General features: G+C 69.9%; 13 protein-coding genes. 11 read left to right on the top strand and 2 right to left on the bottom strand.

The genetic code is table 11. From position 1 onward, the window contains the following. Positions 1-221 precede the first annotated feature (221 nt). From DQ384_RS30455 to DQ384_RS30505, 11 genes are all read left to right on the top strand, one after another. On the top strand, positions 222-1,223 hold the full coding sequence (locus DQ384_RS30455) for a substrate-binding domain-containing protein (RefSeq protein WP_220183225.1): 1,002 nt from the start codon (positions 222-224) through the stop codon (positions 1,221-1,223). A 111-nt stretch (positions 1,224-1,334) separates the two neighbouring features. After that, positions 1,335-2,903 carry a sugar ABC transporter ATP-binding protein gene (locus tag DQ384_RS30460; protein WP_114032337.1) on the top strand — a complete coding sequence of 523 codons (1,569 nt, stop codon included), beginning with the start codon at positions 1,335-1,337 and terminating at the stop codon, positions 2,901-2,903. After that, positions 2,900-3,940: an ABC transporter permease gene (locus DQ384_RS30465; protein ID WP_220183226.1), complete on the top strand. Its 1,041-nt coding sequence runs from the start codon at positions 2,900-2,902 to the stop codon at positions 3,938-3,940. Before DQ384_RS30460 ends, DQ384_RS30465 begins: the two co-directional genes overlap by 4 nt. Positions 3,941-3,990: 50 nt before the next feature. Then, on the top strand, positions 3,991-5,067 hold the full coding sequence (locus DQ384_RS30470) for an ABC transporter permease (protein ID WP_114032338.1): 1,077 nt from the start codon (positions 3,991-3,993) through the stop codon (positions 5,065-5,067). A gap of 55 nt (positions 5,068-5,122) precedes the next feature. After that, positions 5,123-6,820, top strand: a complete 1,698-nt coding sequence (locus DQ384_RS30475) for a GMC family oxidoreductase (RefSeq protein WP_114032339.1) — start codon at positions 5,123-5,125, stop codon at positions 6,818-6,820. Positions 6,821-6,839: 19 nt separating this feature from the next. Then, complete coding sequence (locus DQ384_RS30480) at positions 6,840-7,535, top strand: gluconate 2-dehydrogenase subunit 3 family protein (RefSeq protein ID WP_114032340.1); 696 nt, start codon at positions 6,840-6,842, stop codon at positions 7,533-7,535. A 125-nt stretch (positions 7,536-7,660) separates the two neighbouring features. Then, complete coding sequence (locus DQ384_RS30485; protein WP_114032341.1) at positions 7,661-8,689, top strand: LacI family DNA-binding transcriptional regulator; 1,029 nt, start codon at positions 7,661-7,663, stop codon at positions 8,687-8,689. Positions 8,690-9,185: 496 nt separating this feature from the next. Next, the gene (locus DQ384_RS30490) at positions 9,186-10,223 is read left to right on the top strand and encodes a nitrilase-related carbon-nitrogen hydrolase (protein WP_220183228.1); all 1,038 of its coding nucleotides are present in this window, start codon (positions 9,186-9,188) and stop codon (positions 10,221-10,223) included. Positions 10,224-10,426: 203 nt separating this feature from the next. Next, complete coding sequence (locus tag DQ384_RS30495) at positions 10,427-11,431, top strand: alcohol dehydrogenase catalytic domain-containing protein (protein WP_114032343.1); 1,005 nt, start codon at positions 10,427-10,429, stop codon at positions 11,429-11,431. Between the two features lie 41 nt (positions 11,432-11,472). Next, positions 11,473-12,609, top strand: a complete 1,137-nt coding sequence (locus DQ384_RS30500; RefSeq protein ID WP_220183229.1) for a Gfo/Idh/MocA family protein — start codon at positions 11,473-11,475, stop codon at positions 12,607-12,609. 45 nt (positions 12,610-12,654) lie between these two features. Next, on the top strand, positions 12,655-13,365 hold the full coding sequence (locus DQ384_RS30505; RefSeq protein ID WP_114032344.1) for an SDR family oxidoreductase: 711 nt from the start codon (positions 12,655-12,657) through the stop codon (positions 13,363-13,365). Positions 13,366-13,539: 174 nt separating this feature from the next. Here DQ384_RS30505 and DQ384_RS30510 read toward each other — a convergent pair whose 3' ends face one another. Beyond that, entirely contained in the window at positions 13,540-13,980 is a 441-nt protein-coding gene (locus DQ384_RS30510) for a hypothetical protein (RefSeq protein WP_114032345.1), read from the bottom strand. After that, positions 13,977-15,563 carry a GMC family oxidoreductase gene (locus DQ384_RS30515; RefSeq protein ID WP_114032346.1) on the bottom strand — a complete coding sequence of 529 codons (1,587 nt, stop codon included), beginning with the start codon at positions 15,561-15,563 and terminating at the stop codon, positions 13,977-13,979. The genes DQ384_RS30510 and DQ384_RS30515 overlap by 4 nt, the downstream gene beginning before the upstream one ends. Positions 15,564-15,844 lie beyond the last annotated feature (281 nt).

Genomic DNA, 15,844 nt, shown 5'->3' on the forward strand with positions numbered 1-15,844 from the left:
CTGGCAGCCGTAGCGGCCATGGGCAACCGGAAACAGCCCGCGCTCCCCGAACCGACGGCATGTGACCCATATCCGCAAGGCCCCCCGGGCGAAGGTAGCCGGCAACGGCGGCGAATCGGCCGGTCATGAGGCTCCCCTATAGCGCGAAACACCTCGGAATCGAAAGGTACCCCCGCATGCGAAGATTCGCCGCGATGACGCGACGCGCGTCAGTGGCTCTGGTGGCGACAGCCCTTCTCATCACGGCGGCGGCATGTGGCTCGTCGTCCGGGGCCGAGTCCGGCTCGGCCAAGAAAGAGATCACGATCGGCTGGTCGGTCGCCTACTTCGACCACCCCGTCTACCAGTTGATGATGGAGGGCGCCAAGGAGGAGGCCGCCAAAGAGGGCGTGAAGATCATCTTCGCGGACGGCAAGAACGACCCCGCCATCCAGACGCAGCAGCTCAACAACTTCCTGGCGCAGAAGGTCGACGGCATCATCCTCACCCCGGCCGTCTCCGACCCGATGATCCCGGCGGTGAAGAGGGTCAACGCCGCCAAGGTGCCGTTCGCCATCGTCGACCGGCGGATGGAGACCAAGGGCTCCGGCATCAAGTGGGACTTCCTGGTCAGCTGGGACATGGTGAAGTCCGGCACGGTCGGCGGTGAGCAGGTCGTCAAGGCGCTGAACGGCAAGGGCAAGATCGCGGTGGTCGAGGGCACCGCGGGCGCGGGCTCCACTGTCGACCGAGGCGGCGCGTTCTACAAGGTGATCGCGCAGAACCCCGGCATCCAGGTGGTCTACAAGGCGGACGGCAACTTCACCCGAAGCGGTGGCCAGCAGGTGACCGAGGCCATCCTGCAGCGCTTCCCCAAGGGCCAGCTCGACGCCATCTACTTCATGGCCGACGAGATGCTGTTCGGCGGCATCCAGGCCATCAAGAACGCCGGCCGCCGCGACGACCTCAAGATCATCAGCTGTGATGGCGACAAGAACGCCCTGGACCTGCTGCGCAAGGGCGACATCGACTACGACGGCATCTTCTTCCCCAAGGACGAGGGCGTCATCGGCACCCGGCTGATGGCCCAGCAGCTCAAGGGCCAGAAGCCCGACTTCGCCAACCAGGAGTTCGAGGGCCGCAAGGCCGCCCTCGTCCAGCACGAGGGCATGCCGTGGGTCAAGCCGGACTTCTTCGGAGTCGACCCCGGCAACATGAACGACAAGCAGTTCGTCGGCTGGTAACAGCCCCGGCTCGCGGAGCGCGCTCCGCACCCGGCCCTTCCCGCCCGCCGCCGGCGAGCGGGAAGGGCCCCACCGAAAGGCCAACGGGGAGTACGAGAAAGGGGGCGTGCCATGGTCGCTTCATCGACTCCACAGCCCCTCCTGCGCATGGAGGGCATAACCAAGTCGTACGGCAGCGTCCAGGTGCTCCACGGCGTCGACCTGTCGGTCGGGCGCGGTGAGGTCCTGGGACTGCTGGGCGAGAACGGCGCCGGCAAGTCGACGCTGCTGAACATCCTCAACGGGGTGATCCCGCGGGACACCGGGTCAATCGTCATCGACGGCGCGCCGGTCGAGTTCACCGGGCCCAAGCAGGCGCAGGAGGCCGGCCTGGCCTTCATCCACCAGGAACTCAGCGTGCTGCCCTACCTCAGCGTCGCCGAGAACGTCTTCCTCAACCGCCTGCCCCGCCGCAGGGGCGCCCCCTGGCTGGTGGACTGGGCGGCCTGCCACCGGCAGGCAGGCGAGATCCTCGAGCGCCTCTCGCTGAAGATCGACCCGCGGACTCTGGTCGGCCGCCTCGGCACCGCCGAGCAGGAACTCGTCGAGATCGCCAAGGCGCTGTCGATGAACGCCCGCATCATCACCATGGACGAGCCGACGGCGTCGCTCACCGAGTCGGAGATCGAGCGCCTGTTCACGCTGATGCGCGCGCTCAAGGCCGACGGCGTCTCGGTGCTCTACGTCTCACACCGCCTGGACGAGGTAGGCGAGATCTGCGACCGGGCCACCATCCTGCGGGACGGCAAGATCGTGACCACCGTCGACGCCAAGACCACCGACTCCCACGCCCTGGCCACGATGATGGTGGGCCGCGAGCTGTCGGAGCTGTTCCCCAAGACCGAGCACGAGCGCGGCCGCGAGACGCTCCGGGTGTCGAACCTGTCGAACGCCAAGCTGAACGACGTCAGCTTCACCGCCCACGCCGGCGAGATCCTCGGCATCGCCGGGCTCGTCGGCTCCGGCCGCACCGAACTGGCCCGCGCCGTCTTCGGCGCCGACCCGATCGGCTCCGGCGAGGTGTTCGTCAACGGCGAGGCGGTCACCGTCGACTCGCCGGGCACCGCCATCCGGCACGGCATCGGCCTGGTGCCCGAGGACCGAAAGCTCCAGGGCGCGGTGCTGCCGATGACCAACGCGCACAACATCACCCTGGCCCGCCTGGCCAAGGTGAGCCGGTGGGGACAGCTCGACCGCGGCGCGGAGCGGCAGGCGGCCAAGCGGCTCATCCAGGACCTGCGGGTCCACCCCTCGCGCATCGAGCAGGAGACCGGCCGGCTGAGCGGCGGCAACCAGCAGAAGGTCGTGCTGGCCAAGTGGCTGTTCGCCGGCTCCGACATCCTCATCGTGGACGAGCCCACCCGCGGCGTCGACGTCGGCGCGCGGGCCGCCATCCACGGGCTGCTCGACGACCTCGCCGGGCAGGGCGCCACGATCATCATGATCTCGTCGGACCTCCCCGAGGTGATGGGGATGAGCGACCGCATCCTCGTCATGCACGAGGGACGGATCGCCGGTGAACTCGCCCGCGAGGACTTCAGCGAGGAGGCGATCGTGATGTACGCCTCCGGGCTCCGGCCGGCCGCCTCGCCGTCCCCCGTCTCTGGACGCAAGCCAACGAAAGAAGGGTCGAAGGCGTGAGCTCCACCGCGCAGATGGACCGCCCGGTCGACGCCGACGCGCCGAAGAAGGGCCGCTGGGCCAGACCGAACATCCGTGCCGAGAACCTGGCGAGCGGCGTCGTGCTGCTCGGCCTGGTGATCGTGCTGAGCGGCGTCTCGCCGGCCTTCCTGTCGTTCTCCAACTTCCTGGACATCGCCCGGGTCGTGGCCATCACCGGCATCATCGCCGCGGGCATGACCCTGGTCATCATCACCGGCGGCATCGACCTGTCGGTCGGCTCCACCGTCGGCCTGGTGGGCGCGGTGACCGCCTCGCTGGTGGCGGGATCGGCCAGCAACTCCTCGTTCGTCACCGACTTCAAGCTTCCGGTGCCACTCGCCGTCCTGGTCGGCCTGGCCGTCGGCGCCGCGATCGGCTTCGTCAACGGCCTGATCATCACCAAGACGCACATCGAGCCATTCATGGCCACCCTCGGCACCATGATCTTCGTGCGCGGCCTGGTGTACCTGTTCACCGGCGGGTACCCGATCCACTTCGAGCCCATGCCGCGCGACTTCGCGTTCATCGGACAGGGCGCGCTGTTCGCCATCCCCACGCCGGTCTGGCTGTTCGCGATCGTCGTCGCCACGCTCTGGTGGGCGTCCCGGCGCATGTCGGTCGGCCGCGCCATCTACGCCATCGGCGGCAACCCGGAGGCGGCACGGCTCAGCGGCCTGAAGGTCGACCGGACGAAGATCCTCGTGTACACGCTGCTGGGCTTCCTCGCCGGCCTGGCGGGGATCATCCTCACCTCGCGGCTGGCCAGCGCCGACACCGTCAACGGCGTGGGGTACGAGCTGATCGCGATCTCCGGGGTCGTGATCGGCGGCACCAGCCTGGTCGGCGGCCGGGGCTCGGTCATCGGCAGCCTCATCGGCGTCTTCACCGTCGGGGTCATCCAGAACGCGCTCAACCTGTTCGGCGCCTCGACGCCGATCCAGTACGTCGTCACCGGCCTGGTGCTGCTGCTCGCCATCAGCCTCGACGGCATCGCGCGGCTCCGGAGGCGGACATGAGGACGCACAGGTCGCTTCGGTTCGGACGCGCAGAGAGCAGGTTCGGTTAGATGTCGTCGTTGCCAGCACAGATTCCCGGCCGCCGACGTGGAGCGAGCGCGTCCGGAGCCGTCCGCCGGCTCCCCGTGCAGGGGCAGCAACTCGCGCTCGTCCTGCTGATCGCCCTGCTGGCGGCCGGGTTCACCAGCCGGGCGCCGGAGTTCCTGTCCTTGGACAGCATCGAGAACCTGCTGCGCAGCGCCTCGATGTTCGGCATCGTCGGCCTCGGCATGACGGTCGTCATCATCAGCTGCGGCTCGCTCGGCGGCATCGACCTGTCGGTGGGCTCGATGATGGCCCTCGGCGGCGCGATCGGCGCCGGCCTCCTCGGCACGGCGTTCACCGCCGCCAACCCGGTCCAGCTGCCCGCGGTCCTCACCGTGCTCATCGCCCTGCTGGTGACGGCGCTGCTCGGCGCCGCCAGCGGCCTGCTGATATCGCGGCTGAAGCTCGCGCCGTTCGCCGTCACGCTCGGCATGATGAGCGTGGCCCGCGGCCTGACCTACCTGATGGTCGCCTTCGCGATCGGAAGCTCGAACACCGCGGGCATCACGTTCTCCGACCCGCTGTTCGACTGGTTCGGCCTGACCAACATCGGCCCGGTCCCGGCGGTCACCGTCCTGTTCCTGGTGCTCGCGGCGCTGATCGCGTTCGTGCTCAAGGCCACCCCGTTCGGGCGCCGCCTGTTCGTGCTGGGCGGCAACGCGGAGAACGCGCGGCTGGCCGGCATCAACGTCCGGCGGACCATCGTGATCGTGTTCGCGATCAGCGGGCTGCTCGCCGGGCTCGGCGGGCTCATCCTGACCGGCCGCCTGTCGTCGGCCTCACCGCTGGCGGCGAACGGCTACGAGCTCGAAGTGATCATGGTCGCGGTCATCGGCGGCACCAGCCTGTCCGGCGGCCGGGGTTCGATCCTCGGCACCGTCCTCGCCGCGATCCTGGTCAGCGAGATCGACACCGGCCTGGACATGATGAACGTGCCCTCGTTCAACCAGTACCTGATCAAGGGCACCATCCTCGTCGTGGCCGTGGTGATGGACAAGGTGTACCAGGCGCGAAGCAACCGGAAGTTGGTGCAGACCGCGTGATGTGGCGAGCAGGCCAGGGCGAAAGCCCCGGCCCGCGCTTTGAGAGGTGAGCTGCATGCAGTACGCAAGGAAACCCGACCCGGTCGACGTCCTCATCGTCGGAATGGGGGCCTCGGGCGCGACCGCCGCGAAGGTGCTGTGCGAGGCCGGCCTGAAGGTCGTCGGCCTGGATCGCGGGCCGTGGCTACGGCCGCGCGAGCACTTCTCCGGCGACGAGATCAAGTTCCTCAACCGGACGTACCTGTGGTCCGACCCGCGGGTCAACCCGCGCACCGTCCGGACGGAGGAGAACGAGACCGCCGTCCCGACGCCGTTTTCGATGGTCCCGCAGATGGTCGGCGGCGGGACGGTGCACTGGGCGGGCTGGCTGCCGCGCCCGCGCCCGTCCGACTTCCGCATGCGCACGCTGCACGGTGACATCGAGGGCGCCAGCCTCGCCGACTGGCCGATCGGCTACGACGACCTGGAACCGTACCTGTCCAAGGTGGAGTGGGCTTTCGGCTGCGCGGGCCTGGACGGCGCGGACGCCCACGAGCCGTACCGCAGCAGGCCGTACCCGACCCCGCCGCTGCCGCCGACCCGGGCGGGCAAACGGTTCTACGAGGCGTGCGAGAAGCTCGGCATCAACGCCATGCCGATCCCGCAGGCGATCGTCACCAAGCCGTACCGGGGGCGTACTCCCTCGAACTGGACGAGCTTCTGGAACGGGTACGGGGACCCCAGCGGCATGCGCTCCTCGACGCTGGACACCTTCGTGCCGGAGGCGCTGGCGACCGGCAACCTCGAACTGCGGCCGGAGTCCTACGTCCGCGAGGTGACCGTCGGGCCGGACGGCCGGGCCCGTGGTGTGCTGTACATCGACGCCGACGGCAGGGAGGTCGAGCAGGAGGCCGCGGTGGTCCTGCTGTGCCTGGGGGCCGTGGAGTCGGCGCGGCTCATGCTGCTGTCGAAGTCCCGGCAGCACCCCGACGGCCTCGCCAACAGCAGCGGGCAGGTCGGGCGCAACGCCACCTTCCACGAGTACCTGTTCGCCGTCGGCCTGTTCGACGACGCGGAACCGCTGTACGGGTTCCCGGGCAACTACATCAGCGGCGGGTCCTTCCAGTTCTACGAGACCGACCATGACCGCGGGCACATCGGCGGCGCGCTGATCGGCGCGTCACACGTCGGCCAGCCGATCAACTGGAACTTCCCGGGACGGCCGCAGTGGGGCGGCGCCGCCAAGGACGCCGACCGCGACTTCTACAACCACGCCATGAAGATCGGGCACACGCTGCACGACATGCCCGTGGCCTCCAACCGGGTGGACCTCGACCCCACGGTCAAGGACGCCTGGGGCCTGCCGGTGGCCAGGATCACCCACAAGGCGCACCCCAACGACATCCGCCTGGCCAAGTGGCAGGTCGACAAGAACGTGGAGATCCTGCAGGCCGCGGGCGCGTGGAAGACGATCCCGGTGTACCTCGAACGCGGCCGGGCCAGCGGGAACACCTGCCACCAGCACGGCACGGCCCGCATGGGCACCGACCCCGCCACCACCGTCCTCAACGAGTGGTGCCAGGCGCACGACGTCGACAACCTCTACGTCCTGGACGGCGCGAGCTTCCCCACGGCGACCGGGGTGAACCCGACGCTCACCATCATGGCCAACGCCTGGCGGTGCGCCGACCACATCGCGGGCGTCCACGCGAAGGGGCGTACCGAACGTCTGCCGCAGGGACGCTCCGGCCGGGCCGCGGCGCCGACGAGCTGAGGAGGAGACTGTGACATCGATGGCAGACTGGCCGGTCGTTCACCCGCCGGCGGATCCGGACACCGGCGAGCGGCTCTTCTTCGACGACCACGAGTGGGACACGATCGAGGCGGCGACCGCGCGTGTCATCCCGACCGACCACGATCCCGGCGCGCGTGAGGCGGGCGCCGTGCGCTTCATCGACCGGTACCTGTCCGGCATCGGTTACGTGTACGCCGCCGCGGACGGCAGCGGGTTCCTGCGGATGAGCGGCAAGCTGGCCGACGCCTGGCGCGCCCGCATCGAGGACCTGCGGGAGACCTACCGGCAGGGGGTGCGCGACCTGGACGCGATCGCCCGCGAGCGGTTCGGCGCGGACTTCGTCTCGCTCGGCGACCCCGAGCAGGACGCCGTGCTGGAGCAGGTGTCCGGCCGGCCGAGGCCGGCACCCGTCGGGCTCACCGGCGAGGACGGCAATCCCACGATCCAGGTGTACGCCTTCGACGACGGGCTGTCGTTCTTCGACGCCCTGGTGGCGCACACCCGGCAGGGTTTCTACGGCGATCCCGTCTACGGCGGCAACCGCGACCGGGTCGGCTGGCGGGTGATCGGCTTCCCCGGTCCGGAGTCGCTCAAGGACACCATCGACGGGACGTACAGCGTGCGCGAGTACTACGTACAGGACTATGACTGGGGCCGGCTCATTCCGCACTTGAGAGGAGTGGGCAGGGCGTGATTCGATCAGCGTCGGTCCGGTGTGTCGCCGGTTGCGGGCCGTGAGCCCGCATCGACTGAGAGGACGGCGAGCCGGTTGATGAACGACAGTCCGCTGTCCGTCGTGCTGCCCGGCCGGGTGTCGCGATGAAGAAACTGGTACGGCTCAGTGACGTCGCCGCGGCGGCCAACACCAGCGCCAAGACCGCCTCGCGGGTGATCAACGGCGACCCGCGGGTGTCCGCGGAGACCCGCCTCCGGGTGCAGGAGGCGGTCGTCCGGCTCGGATACCGCGTCGACCTGCTGGCCAGGTCGCTCCGCCGGGGCGTGGACGACACGATCGGCGTGGTCGTGGAGTCGATCGCCGACCCGTTCTTCGCGGCGGTGATCAGCGAGATCGAGCTCGCGGCCCTGCGGCGCGGGCTGAACGTCATCGTGACCAGCAACAGGCGGCTGCCGAACCGCGAGGTCGCGATCGTGGACGGCCTGCGGCAGCGCCGGGTCGCCGGCATGATCATCACGCCGCACGCCTCGGACCTGTCGTACCTGGCGTCCACCGAGACGCCGGTGGTGTTCGTGGACCGTCATCCCAGGAACTTCGCGGCGGACGTCGTCACCTTCGACGACCGCGGCGGCGCGCGGACGGCCGTGCGTCACCTGCTCCGCTATGGTCACCGGAGGATCGCGTTCGTCAGCGACGACCTGGAGATCGAGACCTCCCGCAACCGGCACGCGGGGTACGTCGACGCGCTGCAGGAGGCCGGCGTCCCCGTGGTGGCCGAGCTGGTGGCGACCGACTGCGCGGACGCCGCCGTGGCCCGGAGGCGCACCTGCGACTTCCTGGACCTCGACGAGCCGCCGACGGCCGTCTTCAGCGCCCGTTCCGAGACGTCGCTGGGGGTGGTGAAGATGCTCCACGACCGCAAGCGCACCGACATCGCCATGGTGTCGTTCGGCGACTTCGCGCTGGCGGACGTCCTGTCGCCCGCGATCACGGTGCTGGAGCAGTCCCCCGAGCTGCTCGGACGGCTGGCGGCGGAACGGCTGTTCGCCCGGTTGGACGGGGACCGGAGTGATCCGGTCAACACGGTCATCCCGGTGCGTCTGGTGCCCCGCGGCTCGGGAGAGATCATCCCGGGCGGGGACGCGGAGACGGCGGCCGTCGCCGGATCGTGATGACCGCCGGGCTCGGCGCGGCCGTGGTCCGGTGCCCGAGGCGGCACGTGGGCGGGTGGCGCCCGTGCCCGAGGACGCCGCCGGGTGTGGCTTTCGTACCCGCCGCCGACCGGGGCCCGAAAACGGTGCGGGCTGACCGCTGTTCCTGGCGGCCCAACGTGTTGACCTGCGCTTTTACCGCTGTTGGATCCTTCGGCCGAACTGCTTGACACCTAACAGAGAGGGTGTTTACGGTTGTGCTCTAATGTTGTGACATCGATTACCTAACCCCCGAGCGCCAAGGCAGGGGCGACGCTGCCCTCCGCGCGCCGTAATCGGTCGTCATCACCCATCCACGTCATGCTCCGTCCCCGGTGTGACCCGCACCCCCGCGCGAGCAAAGACCCGCTTTGTAAGAGAAGTGCCGAGCGGCATCCCGCCGAGGCGCATGAATCAGGAGGAATCGACTGTGGTCGACCCGTACGCAGTGGTTGCGATCTCGCCGCGCATTGTCACGATGAAGAAGCGCGAGGACGCTCTGGAGAGCGCCAAGCGGATCTGTGACTTCATGGACCCAGCGGTTCAGGTCGCCGCCACCGAGGGCGCGCCCGTCAAGCTGATCGTTCTGCCGGAGATGGCGATCCAGGGCATGCCCATGGACTTCCCGGCCGGCAACCGGGCGGCGCACGAGGCTTTCGCCCTGGACATCCCCGGTCCCGAGACCGAGGTACTGGCCCAGAAGGCCCGTCAGCTCAACACCTACATCGCGGCCGAACTGCTGATGGTGCGCGACCCCGACTTCCCGGGGCACCTGTTCAACGTCGCGTTCATCATCAGCCCCGAGGGCGAGGTCGTCTACAAGCGGGCCAAGGCCACGAGCGACGCCTACGAGGGCGGCGCGCTCGGCACCACCAACCCGCACGACATCTACGACGAGTGGGTGGAGAAGAAGGGCAACGGCAACGCGCTGGACGCCATCTTCCCGGTCGCCAAGACCGAGATCGGCAACATCGGCTACATCATCTGCCACGAGGGCGCCTACCCCGAGATCTCCCGTGGCCTGGCGATGAACGGCGCGGAGATCATCATCCGCTCCACGCTGATCGACCCGCAGGTCAGCCACGGCATGTGGGAGCTGCAGAACCGCGCCCACGCCATGTTCAACCAGGTGTACGTCATCTCCCCGAACCTCGGCCCGCAGATGAACGACGACGGGCACATGTTCGACCTGTTCGGCGGCCGCTCCATGATCGTGGACAACAAGGGCCGCATCGTCACCCGGCAGGAGGGCGTGATCCCGGGCGACTCGTTCATCAGCACGGTCGTCGACATCGAGGCGCTGCGCCGCAACCGCATGCTCAACGGCGTGACCAACTGGTTCAAGGACCTGCGCACCGAGCAGTACGCGGCGATCTACGAGAAGCCGATCTACGAGAAGAACCAGTACGCCAAGGAACTGCCCCAGGAGGGCTGGCTCGCCCGCGAGGCCGCCCGCTGCGGCGACAACATCGAGCAGCTGGTGGCGCGCGGCATCCTCACGCCTCCCTCGGCCTGATCCCAGCACGCCCGGCGCACGGCGGGCCCGTCCGGACCTGACCGCTTCCAAAGGTCTCCGGCTCGGCTCCGCCGCGTACCGGACACCGGCCGGTCGCGGCCGGTCACGTTTCCCGACGGTGCCGCTCGGCCCACGTCAAGGGCCGAGCGCGCCTTCGGTGGGTCCCCGCCCACCGGTGTGGTCCTCTCAGAGAAAGCGCGTACATGAAGGCAGTCCTGCTCGAACAAGCCGCCCCGATCGAGGACAAGCCCCTGCGGCTTCGCGAGGTCGCCGAGCCCACCCCGTCGGCGACGCAGATCGTCATCAAGGTGACCGCGTGCGGCGTCTGCCGGTCCAACCTGCACATGGTCGAAGGCGACTGGCTGCCCGGCACCCCGGCCTCGTTCCCCATCATCCCCGGCCACGAGGTCGTGGGCACGGTCGCGTCGGTCGGCTCGGCCGTCACCCACCTGGCCGTCGGCGACCGGGTCGGCGTGCAGCCGATCTGGGCGACGTGCGGCGTGTGCGAGTACTGCTTCTCGGGGCGCGAGCAGCTGTGCCGCAAGCGGCAGATCACCGGCGAGACCCTGAACGGCGGCTACGCCGAGTACATGCTCGCCGAGTCCGCGTACACCTACCCGATCCCGGACAACATCACCGACACCGAGGCGGCGCCGCTGTTCTGCCCCGGCATCACCGCGTACGGCTCGGTGACCAAGGCCGATCTGTCGCCGGGCAAGAAGGTCGCCGTCCTCGGCGTCGGCGGCGTCGGACACATGGTCATCCAGATGGCAGTGCTCACCGGCGCCGAGGTGTACGCGGTGACCCGCAGCGCCGTCCACCGGTCCGTGGCCGAGGAGCTGGGCGCGCTGAAGTCCTACAGCCCGAAGGGCGAGGGCGGCGGTTTCGTCGCCGACGCCACGCTGGACGCCGCCATCGTCTTCGCGCCGTCCGCCGCGTCGGTGGCCGAGGCGATGCGCATCACCAAGCCCGGCGGCCGGATCGTCCTCGGCGTGTCCGAGACCGTCGGCCCGGTCGACATCGGCGACGAGAAGATCGTCCTCGGCTCCGTCCTCGGCAACCGCCGGCAGATGCGCGAGGTCCTCGACCTCGCCGCGGCCGGCAAGCTGCGCGCCGTCCACGCCGACTACCCCCTGGCCGAGGCCAACGAGGTGCTCGGCCTCCTGAAGTCCGGCCAGATCCGCGCCCGCGCCGTCCTCGTCCCCTGACCTGTGCGGTGACCACCCCCGTCACGACAAGGAGTTCCAGCGTGCTGAGCGATGAGGCGTCCCCGTCCTCCGCCGAGGCGCCACGGCGGGAGCCGGTGCGGTTCGGGGTGGTCGGCCACGGATGGCGGGCGGACTTCTACCTCCGCCTGGCCCGGCAGGCCCCGGACCGGTTCCAGTGCGTCGGCGCGGTGACGCGACGCCCCGAGGCCGGCGCGGGGCTGGAACGGGAATGGGACATCCCGACGTACCGGCGACCGGAGGACCTCGTCGCGGCCGGCGCCCCGGAGGTCGTCGTCACCTCGGTGCCGAGGACCGCCAACCCCGGCGTTCTGCGGACGCTCGTCGGTCTCGACGTGGCCGTCCTGTCGGAGACGCCGCCGGCCGAGGACGTCGACGGCCTGCGTCGGCTGTGGGCCGACCTGGGGGCCGCCGACCTGGTCCAGGTGGCCGAGCAGCACCCCTACCTTCCCATCGTGGCGGCGGTGCGCGGCCTCATCGACCACGGCGTACTCGGCGAGGTCACCTCCGCAGAGGTCTCCTGGACGCACGACTACCACGCCATCGCGCTGCTGCGGACCCTGCTCGGGGTCCGCGGCGAGCCGGCGCGGGTGCACGCCGTTCACACCACCGGGCCGGTGCTGGAGGGACCCGACCGCGGCGGATGGCCGGACGTCCAGAAGGTACGGGCGGCCGGGCACACCCTGTCAATCCTGGAGATGGCCGGCCGCACCGGCGTCTACGACTTCACGGAGGGGCAGTGGTTCAACCCGCTGCGCCGGCGGCGCCTGATCGTGCGGGGCAGCCACGGTGAGGTGGTCGGCGACCAGGTCACCTGGGCCGGGGACGATGGCACGCCGCTGAGCGCGCCCATCGTACGCCGCCACACCGGGCTGGACGGCAACCTCGAGGGCGCGGACCTCGACACGCTGACCTGGGCGGGCAGGGTGCTCTACCGCAACCCGTACCCGGGCGCGCGGATGTCCGACGAGGAGATCGCCATCGCGACCTGCCTGGAGCGGACGGTGCTCTGGCGGCGCGGCGAGGGCCCCGCGCCGTACCCGCTGGCCGACGCCTGCCAGGACCACCTGCTGGCGCTGAGCGTCCACGCGGCCGCCGAACGGGGCGAGCCGGTGACGACCGCCACCGAACCGTGGGCCGACGCCGTCCGGGTCGCGTGAACCCTCGACCCCCGTTTTGATCGCCTATGGGAAGGGAAGCGTGGCATGACATCGCTCAGCGGAAAGGTGGCCTTCATCACCGGGGCGAGCGGCGGCATCGGCGCCGCGGTGGCGCACGCCCTGGCGGCGGAGGGCGTGCGGCTCGGCGTGGCGTCGCGTTCAGGGACGGAACTCGGCCTGCCGGACTGCGTGGGCACGGCCTGCGACGTCCGGGACCTCGCCCAGGTGGAGGCGGCCGTGGCCGCCACGACCGACCGCTTCGGCGGCCTGGACATCGTCGTGGCGAACGCGGGCGTCGGCTCCTGGGGGCCGTTCGAGAGCACCCCGGTCGCGGACCTCGACGAGATGGTGGACGTCAACGTCCGCGGCCTTTTCCACACCGTCCGGGCGACGTTGCCGCACCTCAAGGCGCGCGGAGCCGGTGACGTCATCACCGTGGCCTCCGAGGCGGGCCGGCGCGGCCTCCCGGACGAGGCCGCCTATGTGGCGACCAAGTTCGCCTCCGTGGGGTTCACCCGGTCGCTCGACCACGAGTTGCGCGGCAGCGGCATCCGGTGCACCAACATCTGCCCCGGCGGCGTCGCCACCGGCTTCGGCATGGGCCGGGGCCTGCGCACGCCCGGCATGCCGGAACTGGCGGACATGATGCGCCCGGAGGACGTGGCCGAGATGGTGGTCTTCGCCCTCACCCGGCCGCGCCACTACCGGCTGCTGGAAGTCGCGTTCCGCTCGATGACCGAGCAGTCCTGGGGCTGAGCCGACGCCACACAGGGGGCGCATGACGGCGTTGACATCGATTACCTCGCCGCCATGCGCCCTTTGCGTGGATGCAACCGAGCCACCGCAGGGTCCTTCGGCCCGTGCGCGGGATTCCGCGCACGGGCCGAAGCGTCGTCCGGCCCTGCGCCGGATCAACGCCGCTGCCTCGGACTACGCGGGCACCTCGCGGTAGATGGAGCCGCGCTCGACGACCGGCCCCAGGATGTCGTCGTCGAGGTAGTACTCGGCTTCCCCTTCGGCGGCCGGCATCCGGCGCGGCGCGACACCCGGGTAGCCGAGGGCGCGGCGAACCGCCGGGTTCATGAAGTAGGCGCCGCCGACGGCGAACGCGAAACCGTCGAAGACCTCCCGGTCCTGCGACCGCAGCTTGGCCAGCACCTCGTCAGGCGCACCGTCGATGCCCAGCACGTGCGAGACCGGGCCGGTGAGGTCGGGGTTCGCGCCGAGCACGCGCTCGATCCACGGACCCGCCACGTCGGCCTCACCGGCGGACGGGAGGCCGGACCCGCCGGGGATCAGGACGTCGGCCAGCGCGGCGAGGCGGGCCCTCGACGCGTCACCCAGTTCATCCGGAAGGTTGGGCACGCTCACGAGGCGACCTCCAGTTCCCGAGCGTTGGAAGCGATGTAGGTGGCGGTGCGCTTGGCCAGCGCGCAGATCGTCGCGGTCGGGTTCACCCCGGTCGAGGTGGTGAACACGCTCGCGTCGATGACGTACAGGTTCGGCACGTCGTGGGCGCGGCCGAAGCGGTCGACCACCGAGGTGGCCGGGTCGTCGCCCATCTTGGCGGTGCCGGTGTTGTGGCCGGTCATGAAGTTGCGCCCCGCGATCCAGGTCTTCTGGGCGCCCGCGGCCTCGTGCGCCTCCAGTGTCCTGGCCAGGTGGAAGTCGATGATCTTGTTGGTGTTGTCGGAGACCCGGTAGCGGACCTTGGCGGCCGGCAGGCCGTCGGAGTCGGTGAGGGACGGGTGCAACGCGACGAAGTTCGTCTCCTCCGGAAGGTCCTCCGGAACGACGTGCCACTGCAGCATGCGGACGAAGGACTTCATCCGGTCGGCCGAGCCTTCTCCCCAAAGCTCCTCGCCGCTGAGGCTGCTCCTGTCCGTCCACTTCTCCGCCGCTTCCAGAGGCCCGGCGATGGGCAGCAGCGACCACTTCGCGCCGCGGACGAAGCCGCGTGAGGTGTCGGTCTCGTAGAACTGCATCGAACCGATGTGCTCTCCCGCGGGCCCCAGCCAGTTCTCCAGGTCGTCGTCGTAGACGCCGACGGACACGGCGTACGGGTGGAGCATCAGGCGCTTTCCGACCAGCCCGGAGGAGTTCGCCAGGCCGTCCGGGAAGCGGTCGGAGGCGGACATGAGGAGCAACCGGGGCGTACCGATGCCGCCGGCGGCCATGAGGACCATCGACGCGGCCTGGAAGTACTCGCGGCCGTCCCGCAGGTAGACGGCCCCGTTGGCGCGGCCGCGTTCGTCCAGCGTCACCCGCGCGACCCGCGCCCGGGTGATCACCTTGGCCCCCAGCGACTCGGCGTCCCGCCAGTGAGTGACGTCGGTGGAGGACTTGGCGCCTTCCGGGCAGCCCATCCGGCAGATGGCGTAGCGGACGCACTTGCCCTCATGGCCGCGGCTCTCCGTCGGAATGGCGTTGGTGCCGGGCCACCAGTGCCAGCCCAGCCGGTTCATGCCCTCGGCCATGAGGAGGCCGGTCCGGTGGATCGGCGCGGCCGGGAGCGGCGGTTCGAAGCCCGGCGGGTAGGCGGGGTTCCCCGCGAGGCCGGCGACGCTCATCTCGCGCTCGACCGCCTGGTAGTAGGGGAGCAGTTCGTCGTAGGCAATGGGCCAGTCATCGGCGACACCATCGAGAGTGCGCACCCGGAAGTCGGCCGGTAGCGGCCTCGCCCAGATGCCGCCGTAGAGCACGCTCGAGCCGCCCACGCCGTTGTACATCCACACCGGCAGGTCGGCGTCGGTGGTGTCCACCGGGTAGTCCTCGCGACGCCCGCGGACGTTCGGGCTCGGATGCCAGTCCTTGGACCCGAGCACCTCGTACTCGGGCTTGTTACCTGGCAATTCTCCCGGATCCACCCAGGTACCCTGCTCAAGGCAGACCACCTTGAATCCGGCCCCGGCGAGGTGCTTGGCCGCGACGCCCGCCGAGGTCCCCCCTCCCACGATCAGAACATCTGCGGGATCTTTCCTGGAACCCAACCGAACCACTCCTATGCGGCCTTGCGTCCTTCACGGCGCCAAAGCCCCTGAAGGGAACCCCGGTCACAAGCGCCCGCCCGACTTGCAAGCCGATGCGAGTCCACTTGTAAACTGTTGGGAAGTGTTGCAACTCGTTGGAGTTCTGTCAACCCTCCCAACTTCCACAGCAAGGTGCAGATCGGCTCATGACCGATCCGCCCGAACCAGCAGGTCCACCGGGTGCAGATCAGGGAAGTCTTCGCGCC

The sequence above is a fragment of the Sphaerisporangium album genome, assembly GCF_003323745.1.
Classification (GTDB): Bacteria; Actinomycetota; Actinomycetes; order Streptosporangiales; family Streptosporangiaceae; genus Sphaerisporangium; species Sphaerisporangium album.